Raw genomic sequence first — 21,540 nt, forward strand, 5'->3', positions numbered from 1 at the left:
CCGCACCGCGGGTGGCGGCCCTCGGTCGTGCGTGGGACGGGTCAGGGGTCAGGCGAGCGCGCGGCGGTACCGGCTCAGGGCGCCGGCGACCAGGGGCACGTCGCGCACGCTCCCGTCGGCGACGGCGAGCACGAGGGCCACGGCCGCGTCCTCGGGCACGCGGAGCTCGTGACCGTTGAGCGCGTAGAAGAGGCGCGCGCCGACCCAGCCCACGCGCGTGTTCCCGTCGACAAACGGGCGGTTGCTGACGACGGAGACGAGCAGCGCGGCCGCCTGGTCGTCGACCGTCGGGTACAGCGCGACGCCGTCCCACGTCGCAGCGGGCTGACCGGCCGCGGCCACGAGCGCGCCCGCGTCGCGGAGCAGCGGAGGCTGCCCGCGGAGCACGGCGCGTGCCGCCGCGACGAGGTCCTCGGGACCCAGGAACGTCGGCACGCAGGGCTCAGGCGAGGCGGTCGAGGATGGCGGCGTCCTCGGCGACGATCGACGCGATCAGCGCGTCACGGACCTCGGTCCGCTTGCGGGCGTAGTCGAGCAGGGCGCGGTTGATCGCCTCGTTCTGCGAGATGTGCTCCGCCTCGGCGATCGCGGCGACCGCCTGCTCGGCCTCGGCGGACAGACGCAGCGTCCTGGTCATGGGTCTCCTCCTCGAGCGTGGTACCACCACGGTACCAGTTCGGGTGCCCGGTCTCCACGGCCCGGTTGCCGTCATCCCGTGAACGCATCGGCCCGAGGCTCCGGGTGCGTCCCGGCCGAGGTGCGCACGCCTGTATCCTCGGCTACGTGGGCACTGAGAGAGTGACCCCGGGCTCGCAATCTTCACTCCGTGAAGCCAACCGCGCCCGGATCGTGAGTGCCGTCCAGCAGCGTGGCTCGCTCACGCAGGTCGAGCTGGCCGGCGTCACGGGGCTGTCACCGGCCACGGTGTCGAACATCGTCAAGGAGCTCACCGGCGCCGGCGTCCTGCACACCGCGCCCACCTCCCGCAGCGGCCGCCGCGCCCAGCAGGTCACCCTCGCCCGCAACCTGGGGCTGGTTGGCGGCATCCACTTCGGCTCCCGCTCGCTGCGCGTGTCGATCGCGGACGTGGCGCAGCGGATCGTCGCGGACCAGCGGATGCCGCTGCCCCCGGACCACCGCGCGGACGCGGGCCTGGAGCGTGCGGCGCTGCTGCTCACCGAGCTGGTGGACTCCGTCGGCGCGACGCTGTCCGAGGTGCTGGCGGTCGGGGTCGGCGTGCCCGCGCCCGTGGACCCCCGGTCCGGCCAGATCGTGTCGGTCGGCGTGCTGCGCGGCTGGGACGGCGTCTCGGTCCCGGAGGTGCTGGAGCGCCGGCTCGGGGTGCCGGTGCGGGTGGACAACGACTCGAACCTGGGGGCGCTCGCCGAGCTGCGGCACGGCGCCGCCCGCGGCAAGCAGCACGTGGCCTACCTCAAGGTGTCGCACGGCGTCGGCAGCGGGCTCGTGGTCGACGGCCGCGTGTTCCACGGCCGAACCGGGGCGGCGGGGGAGTTCGGGCACATCACGATCGACGACAACGGCCCGATCTGCCGGTGCGGCAACCGCGGCTGCCTGGACGCGCTGATCGGTGCGCCGGCCCTGCTGCGGATGCTGGAGTCGAGCCACGGGCACCTGACCCTGGCCGACGTGATCGCGCGGGCGCAGGACGGCGACCCCGGCTGCCGGCGGGTGATCTCGGACGCGGGCCGCCTGCTGGCGGTGGCCGCGGCCAACACCTGCAACCTGTTCGACCCCGAGCTGGTCGTGGTCGGCGGGCGGCTGGCCGAGGCCGGGCCGATCCTGCTGGACACGTTCCGGACGGTGCTCGCGCAGCGGACGCTGCCCAGCACCGCGGGCCCGGTCGAGGTGGTCGCGTCCGAGCTCGGCACGGCGGCGGAGGTGCGCGGCGCGCTGGCGCTGGCGCTGGACCACGCCGGTATTGCGCAGTCGATGGCGGTGGCAGGATGAGCCGGTGCAGCACGGCACGCGGCAGGGACGCAGCGGAGGAGGCCCGGTGAGCTCGACGACCACGCCCGTCCTGTCCGTGCGGGGGGTGTCCCGCAACTACGGCGCCGTCCGCGCGCTCGTCGACGTGGACCTCGACATCCACGCGCACGAGGTCGTGGCGATCGTCGGCGACATCGGCGCCGGCAAGTCCACCCTGGCCCGGGTGATGTCCGGGGCGCTCGCGCCCGACAGCGGGCACATCGAGGTCGACGGCGCGCCCGTGACCATGCCGTCCACGCGCGCCGCCCGCGAGCTCGGCATCGCAGCCGTGTTCCAGGACCTCGCGCTGTGCGAGAACCTCGACGTGGTGCAGAACCTGTTCCTCGGGCAGGAGATCCGGCGCGCCGGGATGCTCGACGAGCGGCAGATGGAGCGCCGTGCCTGGGAGACCCTGAGCCAGCTCGCGGCCCGGGTGCCGTCCGTGCGGGCCCCGGTGCGGGCGCTGTCGGGCGGTCAGCGCCAGGCCGTCGCCGTCGCGCGCACGCTGGTCGGCAACCCGCGGGTGGTCGTCCTGGACGAGCCGCTGGCCTCGCTCGGCATCTCGCAGACCGCCGAGGTGCTCAACATGGTGGAGCGCCTGCGGGAGAGCGGCCTCGGCGTCGTGATGATCAGCCACTCGATGGTCGACGTGCAGGCCGTCGCGGACCGGATCGTCGTGCTGCGTCTCGGGCGGATCAACGGCGACTTCGACGCGCAGCACGCGTCCTACGAGGACCTGATCGCCGCCATCACGGGCATCACGCCCACGGGGCGGCTGCCGCGGCCGACGAGGCCCGCGGCGCTCTGAGCGGGCCGGCGGGGCCCTGAGCCGGTCGGCTCAGCGGAAGACGATCGTCCGGTGCCCGTCCAGCAGGACGCGGTGCTCGGCGTGCCAGCGCACGGCCCGTGCCAGCGCCCGGCGCTCGACGTCCTGGCCCAGCGCGACCAGGTCGGCCACGCCGCGGCTGTGGTCGACCCGCTCGACGTCCTGCTCGATGATCGGGCCCTCGTCCAGGTCGCCGGTGACGTAGTGCGCGGTGGCGCCGATCAGCTTCACGCCGCGGTCGTGCGCCTGGGCGTAGGGGCGCGCGCCCTTGAACGACGGCAGGAACGAGTGGTGGATGTTGATGACGCGGCCGGCCAGCGCACGGCACAGGTCGTCCGACAGGATCTGCATGTACCGCGCGAGCACGACCAGCTCGACGTCCAGCTCCTCGACCAGCTCCAGCAGCCGGGCCTCGGCCGCGGCCTTCGTGTCCCGGGTGACCGGCACGTGGTGGAACCCGATGTCGTAGAACGCGGCGAGGTCGGCCAGCGCGGTGTGGTTGGACACGAGCCCGACGATGTCGATCGGCAGCCCCTCCGAGCGCTGCCGGAACGCCAGGTCGTTCACGCAGTGCGCGGCCGTGGAGCCGAGCAGCAGCGTGCGCATCCTGCGGCCCGCGACGTCGAGCGACCAGTCCATCCGGAACCGGGGTGCGAGCGCGCCGAGCGCGGCCTCGAGCTCGTCGCGGGTGCTGCGCGCGGTGACCTCGACGCGCATGAAGAACAGCCCCGACAGCGCGTCGCCGAACTGCTGGGACTCCGTGATGTTCCCGCCGTGCTCCGCGAGCAGCCCCGCGACGGCGGCCACGATGCCCGGCTGGTCGGGGCAGGACAGGGACAGCACCCAGGAGGTGCCCGCGTCGGCGGTGGGGGTCGAGGTCGTCACGGGACGGGAGGCTACCCGCGTGCGGTCGACGGCGGCGCGCCCGTCCGTCTCGCGGTGCGGGACAGATCGCCGGCGGCCGGTGCCGAGCGGGTGGATTCGGCGTGAACTCGGGACCTCTGGGTGGTCGGTCCGGCGTCCCGGCTGAGACGATGGACCCATGAGCGAGACCGAGGTGACCATCCGGCCCGTCGTCGACGAGGACGCCGGGGAGCTGCTGACGCTGCGCCGCGCCGCGTTCGTCACCGAGGCGCAGCAGTACGACGACCCGCACATCCCGCCGCTGACGCAGACCCTGTCCGAGCTGCGCGCCGACATCGTCGCCGACGGCGTCGTCACGCTCGGCGCCTGGGCCGGCCACCGGCTGGTCGGCTCCATCCGCGTGCTGCTCGAGGGCAGGAAGGCCACGCTGGGCCGGTTCGCCGTCGCGCCCGACCAGCAGGGGCACGGCGTCGGGACGCAGCTGCTGCTCGCGATCCTGCCGCACCTGCCGGAGGACGTGGAGGAGATCTGGGTGTTCACCGGCCGCGACTCCGTGCACAACCTCGCGCTGTACGAGAAGCACGGCTACACGCACGAGCACGACCAGACGGTCGGCGACCTGACCTACGCGTACCTGCGCCGGATCCTGGGCGACGCCGACGCGGCGCCCGCCTCCGCCTGACGTCCGGGTCCCGGACGCCGGGCCCGGCCGGACGCCGGTCGTTGCTAGGCTGACCGGGTCGCGACTGGCGCACAGGTGGGTCACCACCGGGGAGCGACGCAGCACGAGCGACGTCGGGTCGGACGCCTGGGCCCCGCGGTCACCCCACACCATCGGTGTGCGGTCGACAGACCGCGCCCGCCGACTGCCGAGGAGACGCATGAGCGCCGAGAACACGCCGCTGCTCGACCAGAACCTGTCGCAGGTCGACCCCGAGATCGCCGCCGTCCTGGACGGGGAGCTGGCCCGCCAGCAGGGCACGCTCGAGATGATCGCGAGCGAGAACTTCGTCCCGCGGGCCGTCCTGCAGGCGCAGGGCTCCGTGCTGACCAACAAGTACGCCGAGGGCTACCCGGGCCGTCGCTACTACGGCGGCTGCGAGCAGGTCGACATCGCCGAGACCCTGGCGATCACCCGCGCCAAGGAGCTGTTCGGCTCCGAGCACGCCAACGTCCAGCCGCACTCCGGCGCCACGGCGAACGCCGCCGTCCTGCACGCGCTCGCCAACGCCGGCGACCGCATCCTGGGCCTCGAGCTCGCGCACGGCGGGCACCTGACGCACGGCATGAAGATCAACTTCTCGGGCAAGCTCTACGACGTCGGCGCGTACGGCGTGAACCCGGACACCTTCCTCATCGAGCCGGAGGCGATCCGCGAGGCCGCGCTGAAGCACCGCCCGCAGGTCATCATCGGCGGCTGGTCCGCCTACCCGCGGCACCTCGACTTCGCCGCGATGCGCGAGATCGCCGACGAGGTCGGCGCGAAGCTCTGGGTCGACATGGCGCACTTCGCCGGCCTGGTGGCCGCGGGCCTGCACCCGTCGCCCGTGCCGTACGCGGACGTCGTGTCCTCCACGGTGCACAAGACCATCGGCGGCCCCCGCTCCGGCTTCATCCTGAGCAAGGAGGAGTACGCCAAGAAGATCGACTCCGCCGTGTTCCCGGGCCAGCAGGGCGGTCCGCTGATGCACGTCATCGCCGCCAAGGCCGTGTCGTTCAAGATCGCGGCCGGCGAGGAGTTCAAGGCCCGTCAGCAGCGCACGATCGACGGCGCCCGGATCATCGCCGAGCGCCTCGTGGCCCCCGAGGTCGCCGCCGCGGGCGTGTCCGTGCTGACCGGTGGCACCGACGTGCACCTGGTGCTGGTCGACCTGCGGAACTCCTCGCTCGACGGCCAGCAGGCGGAGGACCTCCTGCACGACGTCGGCATCACCGTGAACCGCAACGCGGTCCCGTTCGACCCGCGGCCGCCGCGCGTCACCTCGGGCCTGCGGATCGGCACGCCGGCGCTCGCGACCCGCGGCTTCGGCGACGCCGAGTTCACCGAGGTCGCCGACATCATCGCCACGGCGCTGGTGGCCGGTGCGTCGGCCGACGTCGAGGCGCTGCGGGCGCGCGTGGCCAAGCTGGCCGACGCGTTCCCGCTGTACCCCGGCCTGCAGCAGTACTGAGAGGCGGGTCCATGACGGCACGCACGCTCGACGGCAAGGCCACGGCCGCCGCGATCAAGGCCGAGCTCAAGGCGCGGGTCGAGGCGCTCGCCGCGCGCGGGATCACCCCGGGCCTCGGCACGCTGCTGGTGGGGGAGGACCCGGGCTCCGTGTCCTACGTCGCCGGCAAGCACCGGGACTGCGCGGAGGTCGGCATCGCCTCCATCCGCGAGGACCTGCCCGCCGACGCCACGCAGGAGCAGATCGAGGCCGCCGTGCAGCGGCTGAACGAGGACCCGGCCTGCACCGGGTTCATCGTCCAGCTGCCGCTGCCCCGCGGCATCGACACCAACCGGGTGCTCGAGCTGGTCGACCCCGACAAGGACGCCGACGGCCTGCACCCCACCAACCTCGGACGCCTGGTGCTCCGGGTCAACGAGGACGTCGACTCCCCGCTGCCCTGCACGCCGCGCGGCATCATCGAGCTGCTCACCCGGCACGGCGTCGACCTGGCCGGCACGGACGTCACGGTGATCGGCCGCGGCACCACGGTCGGCCGGTCCATCGGCCTGCTGCTGACCCGCCGCGCGGTCAACGCCACGGTGACGCTCACGCACACCGGCACCACCGACCTCGCCGAGCACACCCGCAACGCCGACGTGATCGTCGCCGCGGCCGGGGTGCCGGGGATCCTCACGGCCGACCTGGTGAAGCCGGGCGCGGTCGTCGTGGACGTCGGTGTCTCGCGCGTGCAGGACGCGGAGACCGGGAAGTACCGCATCGCCGGCGACGTGGACGCGGGGGTGGCGGAGGTGGCCGCCTGGGTGTCCCCGAACCCCGGCGGCGTGGGCCCGATGACCCGCGCGATGCTGCTGGCCAACGTCGTGGAGTCCGCCGAGCGCCAGGCCTGACCGCACGCCGACGCCCGGCCCGCCGCGCCCACCCGGTGCGGCGCGCCGGGCGTCGTCGCGTCCGGCCGGCGCGGCGTCGAGGTCGCCACCGTGCTCGGGAACCGCAGCGCTGCGGCGACCCCGCCGGCGCCTGCGACCTCCGGGCGGGCGACTGCGACCTCCGGGCGGGTGACTGCGACCGCCGGGCGGGCGACTGCGGCGCGGGGGTGACCGCACCAGGGGGGCGACCGCCGCGTGGGCGACTGGCGCGCCGGGGTGACCCGCCGCCCCCGAACGACCTCAGAGCTCGGAGACCCCGGCACCGGGCGATCGTCGCCGCCGCGCGGGGCGGCAGCGCGTTCGGGTCCAGCCTGCTCACGGCCGGCGACCGGGTACACGGTGTCGCTGCGGGGAACTGGTTGGTCCCGCGAGACGACGTGTACACGGCGACCGCGGTGTACACGGTGGACACGTCGTGCGCGGAGATGTGTGCCTGGCCGCGTGGGTCACGGTGTACTCGGTGGACACGTCGTGCGCGGAGATGTGTGCCTGGCCGCGTGGGTCACGGTGTACTCGGTGGACACGTCGTACGCGGAGATGTGTGCCTGGCCGCGCGAGTCACGGTGTACCGGGTGGACACGTCGTCGGCGCGCGGGTGGTCGTCCGGCCGGGGTCACGGGGCATGCGTGCGCGCACGTCGTCCTACCAGGTCCCGGACCCGGGGAGTCCGCGTACGGGGCTCCGAGCGCCGCTACGGGCTGCCGGTGGCCCTGCGCTACCGTCGGGCGGATGACGCAGGGGACGCCGGAGACGCGCAACGTGACCGGCGGGCCGCCGCCGCGCGACGGGGTGGCACGCGTCGTCGCGCGCGGGCTCGTGGACGGGCTGCTCGAGATCGCCCTGGTCGGCGGCGTCGTCGCGGTCGTGCTGGGCGCGGCCGGCGGGATCGGCTACGCGGCGGGCGGTGGCACCGGGCTCCTGGTGGGCCTCGGCGCGGGCGTGCTGGTCCTCGGGGTGAGCTGGGTGGTGCTCGTGGTGAGCGGCCTGGTGGTGAGCGGCCTGGCGACGACGGCCCGTGCCCTCGCGGCCCGCCGCCCACGCCCCTGACGTCCGCCCCCCGCGCCCCGGGGAACCACCAGGTCGTCAGACGCGATCGAGGTCGTCACTCAGGAGTGACGACCTCGATCGCGTCTGACGACCTCGACGGCGGGTGGTCAGAACGCGCGGGTGATCATCGCGCGCTTGACCTCCTGGATCGCCTTGGTGACCTCGATGCCGCGGGGGCACGCCTCGGTGCAGTTGAAGGTGGTCCGGCAGCGCCAGACGCCCTCCTTGTCGTTGAGGATCTCGAGGCGCTGGGCCCCGCCCTCGTCGCGGCTGTCGAAGATGAACCGGTGCGCGTTGACGATCGCCGCGGGGCCGAAGTACTGGCCGTCGGTCCAGAACACCGGGCAGGACGACGTGCACGCGGCGCACAGGATGCACTTGGTGGTGTCGTCGAACCGGGCGCGCTGCTCGGCGGACTGCAGCCGCTCGCGGGACGGCTCGGTGCCCGTGGTGATGAGGAACGGCATGATTTCGCGGTAGGAGGCGAAGAACGGCTCCATGTCGACCACGAGGTCCTTGATCACCGGCAGGCCCTTGATGGGCTCGACGGTGATCGGCTTGTCCGGGTTGAGGTCCTTGAGCAGGGCCTTGCACGCGAGCCGGTTGCGGCCGTTGATCCGCATGGCGTCCGAGCCGCAGACGCCGTGCGCGCAGGAGCGGCGGAACGTCAGCGAGCCGTCCATCTCCCACTTGATCTTGTGCAGGGCGTCGAGCAGGCGGTCGGTGCCGTGGGCGGTGACCGTGTGCTCCTCCCAGTACGCCTCGTCGCCGTGCGTCTCGGGGGTGTAGCGGCGGATCTTCAGGGTGACCTCGAACGAGGGGATCTCCCCGGCCTTCGGCTCGGCGGCGGCCGAGCGCTCTGCGACAGCAGTCATCAGTACTTCCGCTCCATCGGCTGGTACACGGTGGTCACGACGGGCTTGGTGCCCAGGAGCACGACCGGGCGGCCGGGCCCGGGGGGCGGCACCTCCTCGCCCTTCGGGGCGGAGCCGGCGGGGGAGTCGACCGGCACGCCGGGGACCCGGCGGTAGGCCATGGTGTGCTCCATGAAGTTCTCGTCGTCCCGCTTCGGGTAGTCCTCGCGGAAGTGCCCGCCGCGGGACTCGCGCCGGTTGAGCGCGCCGACCACGACCGTCTCGGCGATGTCGAGCAGGAAGCCCAGCTCGAGCGCCTCGATCAGGTCGGTGTTGAACGCGCGGCCCTTGTCCTGGACCGACACGCGGGAGTAGCGCTCCTGCAGGACCTGGATGTCCTGGAACGCTTCACGCAGGGACTCGGCGGTGCGGAACACCTGCGCGTTGGTGTCCATCGTCTGCTGCAGCTCGCGGCGGACGTCGGACACCCGCTCGCCCTGGGGCCGGTTGCGCATGCTCTCCAGCTGCTCCACGACGGCGGCCTCGGGCGCCTCGGGCAGGTCGACCCACGGCGCGGTCTGCGCGTACTCGGCGGCCGAGATGCCGGCTCGCTTGCCGAACACGTTGATGTCGAGCAGCGAGTTGGTGCCGAGCCGGTTGGAGCCGTGCACGGAGACGCAGGCGACCTCGCCGGCGGCGTACAGGCCCTTGACGACGTGCGTCGTGTCGCGGAGCACCTCGCCCTCGACGTTGGTCGGCACGCCGCCCATGGCGTAGTGCGCCGTGGGGTAGACGGGCACCGGCTCGGTGTACGGCTCGATGCCGAGGTAGGTCCGGGCGAACTCGGTGATGTCCGGGAGCTTGGCGTCGATGTGCGCGGGGTCCAGGTGCGTCAGGTCGAGCAGGACGTAGTCCTTGTTGGGGCCGGCGCCGCGGCCCTCGCGCACCTCGTTGGCCATCGACCGGGCGACGATGTCGCGCGGCGCCAGGTCCTTGATGGTGGGCGCGTACCGCTCCATGAACCGCTCGCCGTCGGCGTTGCGCAGGATGCCGCCCTCGCCGCGCGCGGCCTCGGACAGCAGGATCCCGAGGCCCGCGAGGCCGGTCGGGTGGAACTGGAAGAACTCCATGTCCTCCAGCGGCAGGCCGCGGCGGTAGGCCAGCGCCATGCCGTCACCCGTCAGGGTGTGCGCGTTCGACGTGGTCTTGTAGATCTTGCCGGCGCCGCCGGTCGCCAGGACGACGGACTTGGCGCGGAAGATGTGGATCTCGCCGGTCGCGAGCTCGTACGCCACGACGCCCGAGACGGCGACGTCCTCGCCCTCCGGCACCTCGCGGCCGGTCAGGTCGTGCGTCATCAGCAGGTCCAGCACGTAGAACTCGTTGAAGAACGCGACCTCGTTCTTCACGCACTGCTGGTAGAGCGTCTGCAGGATCATGTGGCCGGTGCGGTCCGCGGCGTAGCAGGCGCGGCGCACGGCGGCCTCGCCGTGGTTGCGGGTGTGCCCGCCGAACCGGCGCTGGTCGATGCGGCCCTCGGGGGTGCGGTTGAACGGCAGGCCCATCCGCTCCAGGTCGAGCACCGCGTCGATGGCCTCGTTGGCCATGATCGTGGCGGCGTCCTGGTCGACCAGGTAGTCGCCGCCCTTGACGGTGTCGAACGTGTGCCACTCGGGGTTGTCGTCCTCGACGTTGCCGAGCGCGGCGCACATGCCGCCCTGCGCCGCGCCGGTGTGGGACCGCGTCGGGTACAGCTTCGAGATGACCGCCGTGCGGGTGCGGGCGGACGACTCGAGGGCGGCGCGCATCCCGGCGCCGCCGGCGCCGACGATCACGACGTCGAACTGGTGGGTCTGCATCGGGGTCGATGCCTCCAAAGACTTCTGGGGGGTGTGGCGAGCGGGGGGGAGGGCTCAGGCGGTGCAGAACGACGGCAGCAGGTCCGCCGGGCTGTTCGGGGGGCACGGGTCGAACGTGAAGATCACCAGCGTGCCGAGCACGACGACGACCACGAACGACACGTACAGCGCCATCTTCAGGACCATGCGGGTGCCGTCGCGCTCGGCGTAGTCGTTGATGATCGTCCGCACGCCGTTGGTGCCGTGGATCATCGCCAGCCAGAGCATCAGCAGGTCCCAGATCTGCCAGAACGGGGACGCCCACTTGCCGGCGACGAAGCCGAAGTCGATGGCGGAGATGCCGTCGCCGGCGACCAGGTTGACGAACAGGTGCCCGAAGATCAGCACCAGCAGCACGACGCCGGACGCGCGCATGAACACCCAGCCGTACAGCTCCCAGTTGCCGCGGGAGGTGCGACGGCCCGGGCCCGAGGACCGGCCGGCGGCGGTGCGGGGGGCGGGAAGGGTCGTCATCACTCGCCTCCGAAGACGTGCATGAGGTGCCGCGGCAGGAAGCCGGCCATCGTCACGACGAACAGGCCGAGCACGACCCAGAGCATCACGCGCTGGTACTTCGCGCCCTTGGACCAGAAGTCGACCAGCATGATCCGGATGCCGTTGAAGGCGTGGAACACGATGGCGGCGACCAGACCGGCCTCGCCGAGCCCCATGATCGGGTTCTTGTACGTGCCGATCACGGCGTTGTAAGCCTCGGGGGACACCCGCACGAGCGACGTGTCGAGCACGTGCACGAGCAGGAAGAAGAAGATGAGGAATCCGGTGATGCGGTGAGCGACCCAGGACCACATGCCTTCACGGCCGCGGTAGAGGGTGCCGCCGGGGATCCGCTTGGCCGTGGGGGCGGCGTCGTTGCGCGGTTCGGTCGGCGCAGTGGGCACGGAAGGCCTCCTGGCGAGTTTCGGGCGGGACTGCTGTGTCCGGTCAGACAACTGTAGTGATGGTGCGCTGCGTCACTCGCCGGGAGCGACCGGATCGGGCCTGATGTGACCAAGCGCACAGGCCGACCGGGACCCTCGTCCTGGGTCGGGTCCCGACTCGGGCGGAACCACCCGATCGGGTCGGCGGCGGCGGGTGGCGGCGGGCCGGTCCTCGGTACGCTGCGGCGCATGTCCCTCCCGCTGACCGACTTCCACGCCGTCGTCCCCGCCGGCGGCGCCGGCACCCGGCTGTGGCCGCTGTCCCGTCAGGGCGCGCCCAAGTTCCTGCACGACCTGACCGGCACCGGCCGCACCCTGCTGCAGGCCACGGTCGACCGGCTGGTGCCGCTGACCGGGCCCGGCGGCGTGCTGGTGGTCACCGGCGTGCGGCACGCGGAGGCGGTCGCCGCCCAGCTGCCCGAGCTCGGCGCCGGCCAGGTCGTGGCCGAGCCGTCCCCGCGCGACAGCATGGCCGCGATCGGGCTCGCCGCGGCGGTGCTGGCGGAGCGGCACGGGCCGGACGTCGTCCTGGGGTCGTTCGCGGCCGACCACGTCATCGACGACCTGCCGCAGTTCCACGCCGCGGTGACCGAGGGCGTCGCCGCGGCCCGCGCGGGCTACGTGGTGACGATCGGCATCGCCGCCACCGAGCCGTCGACCGCCTTCGGCTACGTCCGAGCCGCCGACGGGCTCGGCGTCGACGGCGCCCCGAGCGCGCGGCACGTCTCCGGTTTCACCGAGAAGCCGGACGCCGAGACCGCCGCCGCCTACCTGGCCACGGGGGACTACCGGTGGAACGCCGGCATGTTCATCGTCCGGGCCGGGGTGCTGCTGGACCACCTCGCGGCGCAGCTGCCGGCGCTCGCCGCCGGCCTGCGGACCATCGCGGCCGTCTGGGACGACCCGGAGCGGCGCGATGCCGTGCTGGCCGAGGTGTGGCCCGGGCTGACCAAGATCGCGATCGACCACGCCATCGCCGAGCCGGTCGCGGCCGCGGGCGGCGTCGCGGTGGTGCCCGGCGACTTCACCTGGGACGACATCGGCGACTTCGCCTCGCTGGGCACGCTGCTGCCGGCGGTGGACGTCGACGGCGCCCGCACGCTCGGCGACGAGGCGCTGGTGCAGCGGATCGACGCGCCGCGCGCGCTGGTGCTGCCGGGCGACGGGCGCACGGTCACGGTGCTCGGGGTGCCGGACGCCGTGGTCGTCGACACGCCCGACGCGCTGCTGGTGACGACCCGGGCGCACGCCCAGGCCGTGAAGCAGGCGGTGGACGGCTGGCGCGGGCGGGGACGCGACGACCTGCTGTGACGCGGTCGGGCGACTAGGGTCGTCCGGGTGATCGTCGAGGCATCCCGCGTGACCGAGCTCGTCGCGACCCTGCAGCCCGAGCTGGTGGAGATCCGACGCGACATCCACGCGCACCCGGAGCTGGGTCGCACCGAGCAGCGGACCACCCGGCTCGTGGCGGAGCGGCTGCGCCTGGCCGGCCTGACGCCCAAGCTGCTGCCCGGGACCGGCCTGGTCTGCGACATCGGACCGAGCACCGTGGAGACCGGCCGGCGCCGGATCGCGCTGCGCGCCGACATCGACGCGCTGCCGGTGCAGGAGACGACCGGGCTGCCGTACGCGTCCACCGTGCACGGCGTCGCGCACGCCTGCGGCCACGACGTGCACACGACCGCGCTGCTCGGCGCCGGGCTCGTCCTGGCCGAGCTGCACGCCGCGGGCGAGGTGCCCACCGGCGTGCGCCTGGTCTTCCAGCCGGCGGAGGAGGTGCAGCCGGGCGGCGCGCTCGACGTGATCGCCGAGGGCGCGCTCGACGGCGTCGGCCGGATCTTCGCGCTGCACTGCGACCCGAAGGTCGACGTCGGCCGCATCGGCTCGCGGATCGGCCCCATCACGTCGGCCTCCGACGAGATCACCGTCGTGCTGACGGGGCCCGGTGGCCACACCTCCCGCCCGCACCTGACCGCCGACCTCGTGTACGCGCTGGGCCAGGTCATCACGCAGGTGCCCGCCGTGCTGGGTCGCCGCCTGGACCCGCGGTCCGGCGTGAACCTGACCTGGGGCGCGGTGCAGGCGGGCTCCGCGCACAACGCGATCCCGGCGTCCGGGTCGGTGCGGGGCACGCTGCGGTGCCTCGACGTGCGCGCGTGGGAGGGCGCGTCCCAGGTGCTGCACGCCGCCGTCGACGAGGTGACCGCCCCCTACGGGGTCGAGGTCGAGGTGCGGCACCAGCGCGGCGTCCCGCCGGTCGAGAACGACGAGCGGGCGGTGGCGGTGCTCGAGGCCGCGGCGCACGACGTGCTGGGGGAGGAGTCGGTGCAGCTCACGGAGCAGTCGCTCGGCGGCGAGGACTTCGCCTGGTACCTGACCAAGGTGCCCGGCGCGATGGCCCGGCTCGGCACGCGGCGGCCCGGCGGCCGGACCTACGACATCCACCAGGGCGACCTGGTGGTGGACGAGCGCGCCATCGGCGCCGGGGCGGCGCTGCTCGCCCGCGCCGCGCTCCGGGCCGGCGCCGCGTCCGCAGGCTGACGCCGGCCCCGGACGGGTGACGGCGGCGGGTGGACCGCACGCTGCGCCGGTCGGGTGAGTCCGTGCGCGGACCAATGTTCCAAGTGAGTAACGAAGGGCCCGGCGAGGGCATCCGTAACACTGCCGACACCTGCGCCTGGCTAGTGTGCGACGCGAACACCGGACGGACCCGACCGAGCGGCGCGCGACGGAGCGCGACGGCAGGGGCGGGGCACCCGGACCGGTCGACGACGAGAAGCAGGAGTGTCGCGTGAAGAAGATCATCCGTGTGGCCGCCCTCTCCGGGGCTGTCGCGCTCGCCCTCGCCGCCTGCGGCAGCGCGCCGGAGGAGACGGACGACACCGCCGGGTCCGGCGGGTCCTCCGACTTCAAGGCCTGCATGGTCTCCGACTCGGGCGGTTTCGAGGACAAGTCCTTCAACCAGTCCGGTGGCGAGGGCCTCGACCGCGCCGAGTCCGAGCTGGGCATCACGGCCGTCAAGGTCGAGTCGACCGCCGAGACCGACTTCACGCCGAACGTCGACTCGCTCGTCTCGCAGGACTGCAACCTGATCATCGGCGTCGGCTTCCTGCTCGCCGACGCGCTGACCACCGCGGCCGAGGCGAACCCGGACATCGAGTTCGCGCTGATCGACTCCGGCTTCAACGCCGAGGGCCTCGAGAACGCCAAGCCGCTGCTGTTCAACACGCAGGAGGCCGCGTACCTGGCCGGCTACGTCGCCGCGGGCACCTCGACCACGGGCACCGTCGCCACCTTCGGCGGCATCCAGCTCCCGTCGGTGTCGATCTTCATGGACGGCTTCGTCGACGGCGTCGCGAAGTACAACGAGGACAACGGCGCGGACGTCAAGGTCCTCGGCTGGGACAAGGAGGCCCAGACGGGCTCCTTCACCGGTGACTTCGAGAACCAGACCAACGGCCAGAACATCGCCAAGGGCTTCATCGACCAGGGCGCGGACGTCATCATGCCGGTCGCCGGCCCGGTCGGCCTGGGTGCCGCCGCCGCCGCGCAGGAGGCGGGCGACGTCTCCATCGTCGGCGTCGACGCCGACTGGTTCGAGACCTCCCCGGACTACTCCTCGATCGTCCTGACCTCGGTCATGAAGCAGATCGGCCAGGCCGTGTACGACACGGTGCAGGAGGCCTCCGAGGGCAACTTCAGCTCCGACCCGTACGTCGGCACGCTGGAGAACGAGGGCATCGGTATCGCGCCGTTCCACGACTTCGACTCGGTCGTGACCGACGACGTCAAGACGGCCGTCGAGGACCTCAAGGCCCAGATCATCTCCGGTGACCTGGTCGTGGAGTCCCCCAGCCAGAACTGACGCACCCCACCTCGGTGGCCCGGGCAGCACGCCTGCCCGGGCCACCGGTGCGTTTCCACCCGCGCACCGCGCCCCGGCGGCTTCGACCGGCCGACCGGATTGCCCTAGTGTGCGCAGCGACGACCGATCGAAGGAGCACGCCCACGTGAAGCTGGAGCTGCGGGGGATCACCAAGCGTTTCGGCGCCCTGGTGGCGAACGACCACATCGACCTCGTGGTCGAGCCCGGCGAGATCCACGCCCTGCTGGGCGAGAACGGCGCGGGCAAGAGCACGCTCATGAACGTGCTCTACGGGTTCTACGACCCGGACGACGGCGAGATCCTCGTCGACGACCGCCCCGTGACCTTCGCGGGCCCGGGCGACGCCATGGCGGCGGGCATCGGCATGGTGCACCAGCACTTCATGCTGGTGCCGGTGTTCACGGTGGCCGAGAACGTCGTGCTCGGCTACGAGCCGGTCAAGGGCGGCGGCATGATCGACCTCGCGGCCGCCCGGCGCCGGGTCAAGGAGATCTCGGACCGGTTCGGGTTCGACGTCGACCCCGACGCCCTGGTCGAGGACCTGCCGGTCGGCGCCCAGCAGCGCGTCGAGATCATCAAGGCGCTGTCCCGCGACGCCAAGGTGCTCATCCTCGACGAGCCGACCGCGGTGCTGACCCCGCAGGAGACCGACGAGCTGATCGCGATCATGCGGCAGCTCCGGGCGGCGGGCACCTCGATCGTGTTCATCACCCACAAGCTCCGTGAGGTCCGTGCCGTCGCGGACCGGATCACGGTCATCCGCCGCGGCAAGGTGGTCGGCAGCGCGTGGCCCGACGCCGCCGAGACGGAGCTCGCCTCGCTCATGGTCGGCCGCTCCGTGTCCCTCGGCGTGGACCGCGCGCCCGCGCAGCCCGGCGACGTCGCCCTGCAGGTGCGCAACCTGTCGGTGCTGGACGACGCGGGCGTGCGCCAGGTCGACGACGTGTCGTTCGACGTCGCGCGCGGCGAGATCGTCGCGGTCGCCGGTGTGCAGGGCAACGGCCAGACGGAGCTGACGGAGGTCATCCTCGGCCTGCAGCAGCCGGTGGCCGGGTCGGTGGTGCTCGACGGCACCGAGCTGGTCGGGCGCACGGTCAAGCAGGTGCTCGACGCGGGCGTCGGGTTCGTGCCGGAGGACCGCACCGAGGACGGCGTCGTCGCCGACTTCTCGGTCGCGGAGAACCTCATCCTCGACCTGTTCGACCGCGAGCCGTTCTCCCGCGGCATCTCGCTGGACCCGAAGAAGGTCCAGGAGAACGCCGAGCGCCGCACGGTCGAGTTCGACGTCCGCACGCCGTCCGTCGACGCGCACGCGGGCACGCTGTCCGGCGGCAACCAGCAGAAGGTCGTGCTCGCGCGCGAGATGTCCCGCCCGCTGCGGCTGTTCATCGCCTCGCAGCCGACCCGCGGCCTGGACGTCGGCTCCATCGAGTTCGTGCACCAGCGGGTCGTGCAGGAGCGCGACTCCGGCACCCCGGTGATCATCGTGTCGACCGAGCTGGACGAGGTCCTCGCCCTGGCCGACCGCATCGTCGTCATGTACCGCGGCCGCATCGTCGGCATCGTCCCCGGCGGCACCGACCGCGACGTCCTCGGCCTGATGATGGCCGGCGTCCCGCAGGCGGAGGCCGTCCAGCAGGCCGCGACCCACCACACCGTGCTCGGCGAGGCCGACATCGAGGCCTCCGAGGAGGAGAGCAAGTGAGCCAGGCGACCCCCGCCCCCGAGCAGCCGCCGGCCGGGTCCACCGCGCCGGCGCGCCGCGACGACGGCATCGAGTCCCGCACGCAGGGAGCCCTGCGCGAGATGCTGGAGAGCAGCTGGCTGGTGACCCTCGCGGCCCTGGTGCTGGCGCTGGTCATCTCGGGCGTGCTGATCGCCGCGGCCGACGCCGCGGTGCAGGACGCCGCCGGGTACCTCTTCGCGCGGCCGGCCGACTTCTTCTCCGCCGCGTGGGACGCCGTCTGGGGCGCGTACGTCGCGCTGTTCCAGGGCGCCGTGTTCGACCCGGGCGCCTCGACCTTCGCCCGCGGGATCCGTCCCATCACCGAGACCATGACCTGGGCGGTGCCGCTGATCCTGGCCGGTCTCGGCCTGGGCGTCGGCTTCCGCGCCGGCATGTTCAACATCGGTGCGCAGGGCCAGATCATCCTCGGCGCGATCTTCGCCGGCTACATCGGCTTCGCGTGGAACCTGCCCCCGGTGCTGCACCTGCTGCTCGCCGTCATCGGCGGCATCATCGGCGGCGGCCTCTGGGCCGGCATCGCCGGCTACCTCAAGGCCCGGACCGGGGCCAACGAGGTCATCGTCACGATCATGCTGAACAACATCGCGATCTACCTGGTCGGCTACCTGCTGACCACGTCGGCGTTCAAGCGCGAGGGCAGCAACAACCCGGTGTCCCCGCCGGTGGCCGACAACGCGCTGTACCCGCTGCTGATCGGCTCGCAGTTCCGGCTGCACCTCGGCTTCGTCGTGGCGATCCTCGCCGCGGTGTTCGTCTGGTGGCTGATGAACCGGTCGACCATCGGCTTCGCGTTCCGCGCCGTCGGGTCCAACCCGAGCGCCGCGCGCACCGCGGGCATCAACGTCAACCGGATGTACCTCTGGGTGATGATCGTCGCCGGCGGGCTGGCCGGCATGGCCGGCACGGCGCAGGTGCTCGGCACCGAGAAGGTGCTCACCGCCGGCATCGCGGCCAGCTTCGGGTTCGACGCGATCACCGTCGCCCTGCTGGGCCGGTCCAAGCCGCTCGGCACGTTCTTCGCCGGCCTGCTGTTCGGCGCGCTGCGCGCGGGCGGCTTCGCCATGCAGGCCCGCACCGGCACCCCGATCGACATCGTGCTGGTCGTGCAGTCCCTCGTCGTGCTGTTCATCGCGGCGCCCCCGCTGGTGCGCGCGGTGTTCCGCCTCCCGTCCCCACGCGGCGCCGGCGGCCAGCCGGCCGAGCTCGCCGCGCCCGTCGTCAAGGAGGCCGCCGCGTGAGCGCCGTCGCCGCCCCCGCCCCCGCGCGTCCCGCGGCGGGCAAGCCGCTGCCGCCGATCTCGTACAAGGCGCCGATCGCGTACGGCGTGGTCGCGTTCGTGGCGCTGCTGCTGTTCGGCATCCTGCCCGCGTCGGGCCGCCGGACCTCGTTCACCATGTTTTGGCCGGGGGAGAACATCGCGTTCTCCGTGCCGTCCAAGCTCACCGCGATCGTGCTCTGCCTGATCGCGCTCGGGCTCGCCGCCTGGTCGTTCCAGGCCGCCCGCACCCGCCGGAAGGTCGGCGTCTGGCTGCCCGCGGTCTACGGCGTGGCGCTGGTGTTCGCGCTGCTCACGTGGGCCGTCGCCGGCAAGGACCAGCCGCTGCCCCTGACCAGCCTGCTGCAGGGCTCGCTGTTCCTCGCGGTGCCGCTGGTGTTCGGCGCCCTCGCCGGCCTGGTCAGCGAGCGGTCCGGCATCATCAACATCGCGATCGAGGGCCAGCTGCTCGCCGGCGCCTTCCTCGCCGCGGTGGTCGCCACCATCACGTCGAGCGCGTACGTCGGCCTGATCGCCGCGCCGATCGCCGGGGCGCTGGTCTCGGTCCTGCTGGTGCTGTTCGCCATCAAGTACGTGGTCGACCAGATCATCGTCGGCGTCGTGCTGAACGTGCTGGTCGTCGGCATCACCTCGTACCTGTTCTCCACCGTGCTGCGCGAGAACGGCGACACGCTCAACGCCCCGGAGCGGCTGCCCACGCTGCCGATCCCGGTGCTCTCCGAGATCCCGATCATCGGCCCGGTGCTGTTCCGGCAGACGATCCTCGTGTACCTGATGTACGTCGTCGTGGTCGTGCTGCAGGTGCTGGTGTTCAAGAGCCGCTGGGGCCTGCGCCTGCGGGCGGTCGGCGAGCACCCCAAGGCCGCCGACACCGTCGGCATCAAGGTCAACCGGACCCGGGTGTGGAACACGATCCTCGGCGGTGCCATCGCCGGGCTGGGCGGCGCGTTCTTCACGGTCGCCAACGGCCTGGCCTTCGGCAAGGAGATGACCGGTGGCAAGGGCTTCATCGCGCTGGCTGCGATGATCCTCGGCCGGTGGAGCCCGAAGGGCGCGCTCGCCGCGGCCCTGCTGTTCGGGTTCGCCGACAACCTGCAGGTGGTGCTCGGCATCATCGGCACGCCGATCCCGAGCCAGATCATGCTGATGACCCCGTACATCGTGACGATCTTCGCGGTGGCCGGCCTCGTCGGGCGCGTGCGCGCGCCCGCCGCGGAGGGCATCGCGTACGTGAAGTGACCTGCGACCGGCCGCCGACCCGCTCCCCGCGGTCGGCGGCCGTCGCCGTTGTCGTGGGGCGGCCGGTCCGCCCCGGGAGGAGCTGGACCTGATGACCGACCTGACCATCGACTGGGACGCGCTGAGGGCTGCCGCCACCGAGGTGATGCGCCGCGCGTACGTCCCGTACTCGAACTTCCCGGTCGGCGTGGCCGCCCTGGTGGACGACGGCCGCGTCGTCACCGGCTGCAACGTCGAGAACGCGTCCTACGGCCTGGGCCTGTGCGCCGAGTGCGCCCTGGTGTCCGGGCTGCACGTGTCCGGCGGCGGGCGCCTCGTGGCGTTCGCCTGCGTGGACGCGCACGGGAACGCGCTGATGCCGTGCGGCCGCTGCCGCCAGCTCCTGTGGGAGCACGGGGGCCCCGACCTGCTCGTCGACACGGTGAGCGGGATCAAGCCGATGACCGAGGTGCTGCCCGACGCGTTCGGGCCGGACGACCTGGTCGAGAGGAAGTCATGAACTCACCCCACGAGAACGTTCGCTTCGCTCACGTCCCCGCGGGGGCCCCGAGATGAGCACCGAGCAGTTCGACGCCGTCGACGTCATCGTCGCCAAGCGCGACAAGCAGCGTCTGAGCGACGCCCAGATCGACTGGGTCATCGACGCCTACACCCGCGGCGTCGTCGCCGAGGAGCAGATGAGCGCCCTCAACATGGCGATCCTGCTCAACGGGATGGACCGGGCGGAGATCTCCCGCTGGACGAACGCGATGATCGCGTCCGGCGAGCGGATGGACTTCTCCGGCCTGCGCCGCCCGACCGCGGACAAGCACTCCACCGGCGGCGTCGGCGACAAGATCACGCTGCCGCTCGCGCCCCTGGTCGCCGTGTTCGACGTGGCCGTCCCGCAGCTGTCCGGCCGCGGCCTGGGCCACACCGGCGGCACGCTCGACAAGCTCGAGTCGATCCCCGGCTGGCGCGCCGCGCTCAGCAACGACGAGATGATGGCGCAGCTGGACGGCGTCGGCGCCGTGATCTGCCAGGCCGGCTCGGGCCTCGCGCCCGCCGACCGCAAGCTCTACGCGCTGCGCGACGTCACCGGCACCGTGGAGGCGATCCCGCTGATCGCCTCGTCGATCATGAGCAAGAAGATCGCCGAGGGCACAGGCGCGCTGGTGCTCGACGTCAAGGTCGGGTCCGGCGCCTTCATGAAGGACCTCGACCGCGCCCGCGAGCTCGCGCGCACCATGGTCGACCTCGGCACCGACGCGGGCGTGAACACCGTCGCGCTGCTGACCGACATGTCCACGCCGCTCGGCCTGACCGCGGGCAACGCGCTCGAGGTCCGGGAGTCCGTCGAGGTGCTCGCCGGCGGCGGCCCGTCCGACGTCGTCGAGCTCACGGTCGCCCTGGCGGAGGAGATGCTCGCCGCCGCGGGGAAGCCGGGCGTCGACGTGCGCGCGGCCCTGGCCGACGGCCGGGCGATGGACGCCTGGCGCCGGATGATCCAGGCGCAGGGCGGCGACCCCGACGCCGCGCTGCCGGTGGCCCGGCACACCGAGCAGGTGCTCGCGCCGGCCGACGGCGTGCTGACCCGGCTCGACGCGTACGCCGTGGGCATCGCCGCGTGGCGGCTCGGTGCGGGCCGCGCCCGCAAGGAGGACCCGGTGCAGGCCGGCGCCGGCGTCGAGCTGCACGCCAAGCCGGGCCAGCCGGTCCGCAAGGGCGAGCCGCTGCTGACCCTGCACACGGACACCCCGGAGAAGTTCGCCCGCGCGCTGGAGGCGCTCGACGGCGGCTTCGACGTCGCGGCGGACGCGCCCGCCCCGACCCCGCTGGTCCTGGACCGCATCGCCGCGCGCTGACCGGCGCGCTGCTCCGCGAGCCCGCCCGCGCACCC

At 72.9% G+C, this 21,540-nt stretch carries 21 protein-coding genes and 1 riboswitch; of the genes, 14 read left to right on the forward strand and 7 right to left on the reverse strand.

The features are described from left to right. Window positions 1-48 precede the first annotated feature (48 nt). Entirely contained in the window at window positions 49-435 is a 387-nt protein-coding gene (locus AC1050_RS12885) for a type II toxin-antitoxin system death-on-curing family toxin (protein ID WP_482387784.1), read from the reverse strand. 7 nt (window positions 436-442) lie between these two features. After that, window positions 443-637, reverse strand: coding sequence for a hypothetical protein (locus AC1050_RS12890; protein ID WP_482387785.1), 195 nt, complete (start codon window positions 635-637; stop codon window positions 443-445). Window positions 638-849: 212 nt separating this feature from the next. Between AC1050_RS12890 and AC1050_RS12895 the strand changes: the two genes are divergently transcribed. Together AC1050_RS12895 and AC1050_RS12900 are read left to right on the forward strand one after the other, a co-directional pair. Then, window positions 850-1,968 carry an ROK family transcriptional regulator gene (locus tag AC1050_RS12895; protein WP_482387786.1) on the forward strand — a complete coding sequence of 373 codons (1,119 nt, stop codon included), beginning with the start codon at window positions 850-852 and terminating at the stop codon, window positions 1,966-1,968. Between the two features lie 46 nt (window positions 1,969-2,014). After that, window positions 2,015-2,794 carry an ATP-binding cassette domain-containing protein gene (locus AC1050_RS12900; protein ID WP_482387787.1) on the forward strand — a complete coding sequence of 260 codons (780 nt, stop codon included), beginning with the start codon at window positions 2,015-2,017 and terminating at the stop codon, window positions 2,792-2,794. Between the two features lie 30 nt (window positions 2,795-2,824). On the opposite strand, the gene purU is transcribed toward AC1050_RS12900, so the two are convergent. After that, window positions 2,825-3,697 carry a formyltetrahydrofolate deformylase gene (purU, locus tag AC1050_RS12905; RefSeq protein ID WP_482387788.1) on the reverse strand — a complete coding sequence of 291 codons (873 nt, stop codon included), beginning with the start codon at window positions 3,695-3,697 and terminating at the stop codon, window positions 2,825-2,827. Window positions 3,698-3,854: 157 nt separating this feature from the next. On the opposite strand from purU, the gene AC1050_RS12910 reads away from it, so the two are divergent. The 4 genes from AC1050_RS12910 to AC1050_RS12925 all read left to right on the forward strand — a co-directional run bounded on the left by AC1050_RS12910 (window position 3,855) and on the right by AC1050_RS12925 (window position 7,823). After that, window positions 3,855-4,358: a GNAT family N-acetyltransferase gene (locus AC1050_RS12910; protein ID WP_482387789.1), complete on the forward strand. Its 504-nt coding sequence runs from the start codon at window positions 3,855-3,857 to the stop codon at window positions 4,356-4,358. A 50-nt stretch (window positions 4,359-4,408) separates the two neighbouring features. Further along, window positions 4,409-4,497: riboswitch (ZMP/ZTP riboswitch) on the forward strand. A 60-nt stretch (window positions 4,498-4,557) separates the two neighbouring features. Beyond that, a complete protein-coding gene (gene glyA, locus AC1050_RS12915) occupies window positions 4,558-5,847 on the forward strand; it encodes a serine hydroxymethyltransferase (RefSeq protein ID WP_482387790.1) in 1,290 nt (429 codons plus the stop codon). An 11-nt stretch (window positions 5,848-5,858) separates the two neighbouring features. After that, the gene (locus AC1050_RS12920; RefSeq protein WP_482387791.1) at window positions 5,859-6,737 is read left to right on the forward strand and encodes a bifunctional methylenetetrahydrofolate dehydrogenase/methenyltetrahydrofolate cyclohydrolase; all 879 of its coding nucleotides are present in this window, start codon (window positions 5,859-5,861) and stop codon (window positions 6,735-6,737) included. Between the two features lie 768 nt (window positions 6,738-7,505). Further along, entirely contained in the window at window positions 7,506-7,823 is a 318-nt protein-coding gene (locus AC1050_RS12925; protein WP_482387792.1) for a hypothetical protein, read from the forward strand. 107 nt (window positions 7,824-7,930) lie between these two features. Here the strand turns inward: AC1050_RS12925 and AC1050_RS12930 are convergent, their stop codons facing one another. From AC1050_RS12930 to sdhC, 4 genes are read right to left on the reverse strand one after another with little or no spacing between them, the layout of a single operon-like run. Next, the gene (locus AC1050_RS12930; RefSeq protein ID WP_482387793.1) at window positions 7,931-8,698 is read right to left on the reverse strand and encodes a succinate dehydrogenase iron-sulfur subunit; all 768 of its coding nucleotides are present in this window, start codon (window positions 8,696-8,698) and stop codon (window positions 7,931-7,933) included. Further along, the gene (gene sdhA, locus AC1050_RS12935) at window positions 8,698-10,536 is read right to left on the reverse strand and encodes a succinate dehydrogenase flavoprotein subunit (RefSeq protein WP_482387794.1); all 1,839 of its coding nucleotides are present in this window, start codon (window positions 10,534-10,536) and stop codon (window positions 8,698-8,700) included. Before sdhA ends, AC1050_RS12930 begins: the two co-directional genes overlap by 1 nt. Before the next feature lie 54 nt (window positions 10,537-10,590). Further along, window positions 10,591-11,049 (reverse strand): succinate dehydrogenase hydrophobic membrane anchor subunit, encoded by a 459-nt coding sequence (locus AC1050_RS12940; RefSeq protein ID WP_482387795.1) that lies wholly within the window; start codon window positions 11,047-11,049, stop codon window positions 10,591-10,593. Next, the gene (gene sdhC, locus AC1050_RS12945) at window positions 11,049-11,474 is read right to left on the reverse strand and encodes a succinate dehydrogenase, cytochrome b556 subunit (RefSeq protein WP_482387796.1); all 426 of its coding nucleotides are present in this window, start codon (window positions 11,472-11,474) and stop codon (window positions 11,049-11,051) included. Before sdhC ends, AC1050_RS12940 begins: the two co-directional genes overlap by 1 nt. A 228-nt stretch (window positions 11,475-11,702) precedes the next feature. Here sdhC and AC1050_RS12950 point away from each other — a divergent pair, with 228 nt between their 5' ends. The 8 genes from AC1050_RS12950 to AC1050_RS12985 all read left to right on the forward strand — a co-directional run bounded on the left by AC1050_RS12950 (window position 11,703) and on the right by AC1050_RS12985 (window position 21,505). Then, a complete protein-coding gene (locus AC1050_RS12950; RefSeq protein WP_482387797.1) occupies window positions 11,703-12,824 on the forward strand; it encodes a mannose-1-phosphate guanylyltransferase in 1,122 nt (373 codons plus the stop codon). Between the two features lie 27 nt (window positions 12,825-12,851). Beyond that, a complete protein-coding gene (locus AC1050_RS12955; RefSeq protein WP_482387798.1) occupies window positions 12,852-14,054 on the forward strand; it encodes an amidohydrolase in 1,203 nt (400 codons plus the stop codon). 250 nt (window positions 14,055-14,304) lie between these two features. Next, entirely contained in the window at window positions 14,305-15,378 is a 1,074-nt protein-coding gene (locus tag AC1050_RS12960; protein WP_482387799.1) for a BMP family lipoprotein, read from the forward strand. Between the two features lie 145 nt (window positions 15,379-15,523). Next, window positions 15,524-17,104 (forward strand): ABC transporter ATP-binding protein, encoded by a 1,581-nt coding sequence (locus AC1050_RS12965; protein ID WP_482387800.1) that lies wholly within the window; start codon window positions 15,524-15,526, stop codon window positions 17,102-17,104. Then, window positions 17,101-18,384, forward strand: a complete 1,284-nt coding sequence (locus AC1050_RS12970) for an ABC transporter permease (protein WP_482387801.1) — start codon at window positions 17,101-17,103, stop codon at window positions 18,382-18,384. Before AC1050_RS12965 ends, AC1050_RS12970 begins: the two co-directional genes overlap by 4 nt. After that, window positions 18,381-19,661 (forward strand): ABC transporter permease, encoded by a 1,281-nt coding sequence (locus AC1050_RS12975; RefSeq protein WP_482387802.1) that lies wholly within the window; start codon window positions 18,381-18,383, stop codon window positions 19,659-19,661. The genes AC1050_RS12970 and AC1050_RS12975 overlap by 4 nt, the downstream gene beginning before the upstream one ends. A gap of 91 nt (window positions 19,662-19,752) precedes the next feature. Continuing rightward, window positions 19,753-20,160 carry a cytidine deaminase gene (locus tag AC1050_RS12980; protein WP_482387803.1) on the forward strand — a complete coding sequence of 136 codons (408 nt, stop codon included), beginning with the start codon at window positions 19,753-19,755 and terminating at the stop codon, window positions 20,158-20,160. Window positions 20,161-20,212: 52 nt separating this feature from the next. Then, window positions 20,213-21,505, forward strand: a complete 1,293-nt coding sequence (locus tag AC1050_RS12985; RefSeq protein ID WP_482387804.1) for a thymidine phosphorylase — start codon at window positions 20,213-20,215, stop codon at window positions 21,503-21,505. Window positions 21,506-21,540: the final 35 nt, after the last annotated feature.

This window comes from Cellulomonas sp. NEAU-ZC6, from assembly GCF_056844425.1.

Excerpts from the sequence above, each read along its gene's own strand:
- AC1050_RS12890 (WP_482387785.1), bottom strand. The coding sequence starts at position 637 with ATGACCAGGACGCTGCGTCTGTCCGCCGAGGCCGAGCAGGCGGTCGCC.
- AC1050_RS12910 (WP_482387789.1), top strand. The coding sequence starts at position 3,855 with ATGAGCGAGACCGAGGTGACCATCCGGCCCGTCGTCGACGAGGACGCC.
- glyA (WP_482387790.1), top strand. The coding sequence starts at position 4,558 with ATGAGCGCCGAGAACACGCCGCTGCTCGACCAGAACCTGTCGCAGGTC.
- AC1050_RS12920 (WP_482387791.1), top strand. The coding sequence starts at position 5,859 with ATGACGGCACGCACGCTCGACGGCAAGGCCACGGCCGCCGCGATCAAG.
- AC1050_RS12925 (WP_482387792.1), top strand. The coding sequence starts at position 7,506 with ATGACGCAGGGGACGCCGGAGACGCGCAACGTGACCGGCGGGCCGCCG.
- AC1050_RS12930 (WP_482387793.1), bottom strand. The coding sequence starts at position 8,698 with ATGACTGCTGTCGCAGAGCGCTCGGCCGCCGCCGAGCCGAAGGCCGGG.
- sdhA (WP_482387794.1), bottom strand. The coding sequence starts at position 10,536 with ATGCAGACCCACCAGTTCGACGTCGTGATCGTCGGCGCCGGCGGCGCC.
- AC1050_RS12940 (WP_482387795.1), bottom strand. The coding sequence starts at position 11,049 with ATGACGACCCTTCCCGCCCCCCGCACCGCCGCCGGCCGGTCCTCGGGC.
- AC1050_RS12950 (WP_482387797.1), top strand. The coding sequence starts at position 11,703 with ATGTCCCTCCCGCTGACCGACTTCCACGCCGTCGTCCCCGCCGGCGGC.
- AC1050_RS12980 (WP_482387803.1), top strand. The coding sequence starts at position 19,753 with ATGACCGACCTGACCATCGACTGGGACGCGCTGAGGGCTGCCGCCACC.
- AC1050_RS12985 (WP_482387804.1), top strand. The coding sequence starts at position 20,213 with ATGAGCACCGAGCAGTTCGACGCCGTCGACGTCATCGTCGCCAAGCGC.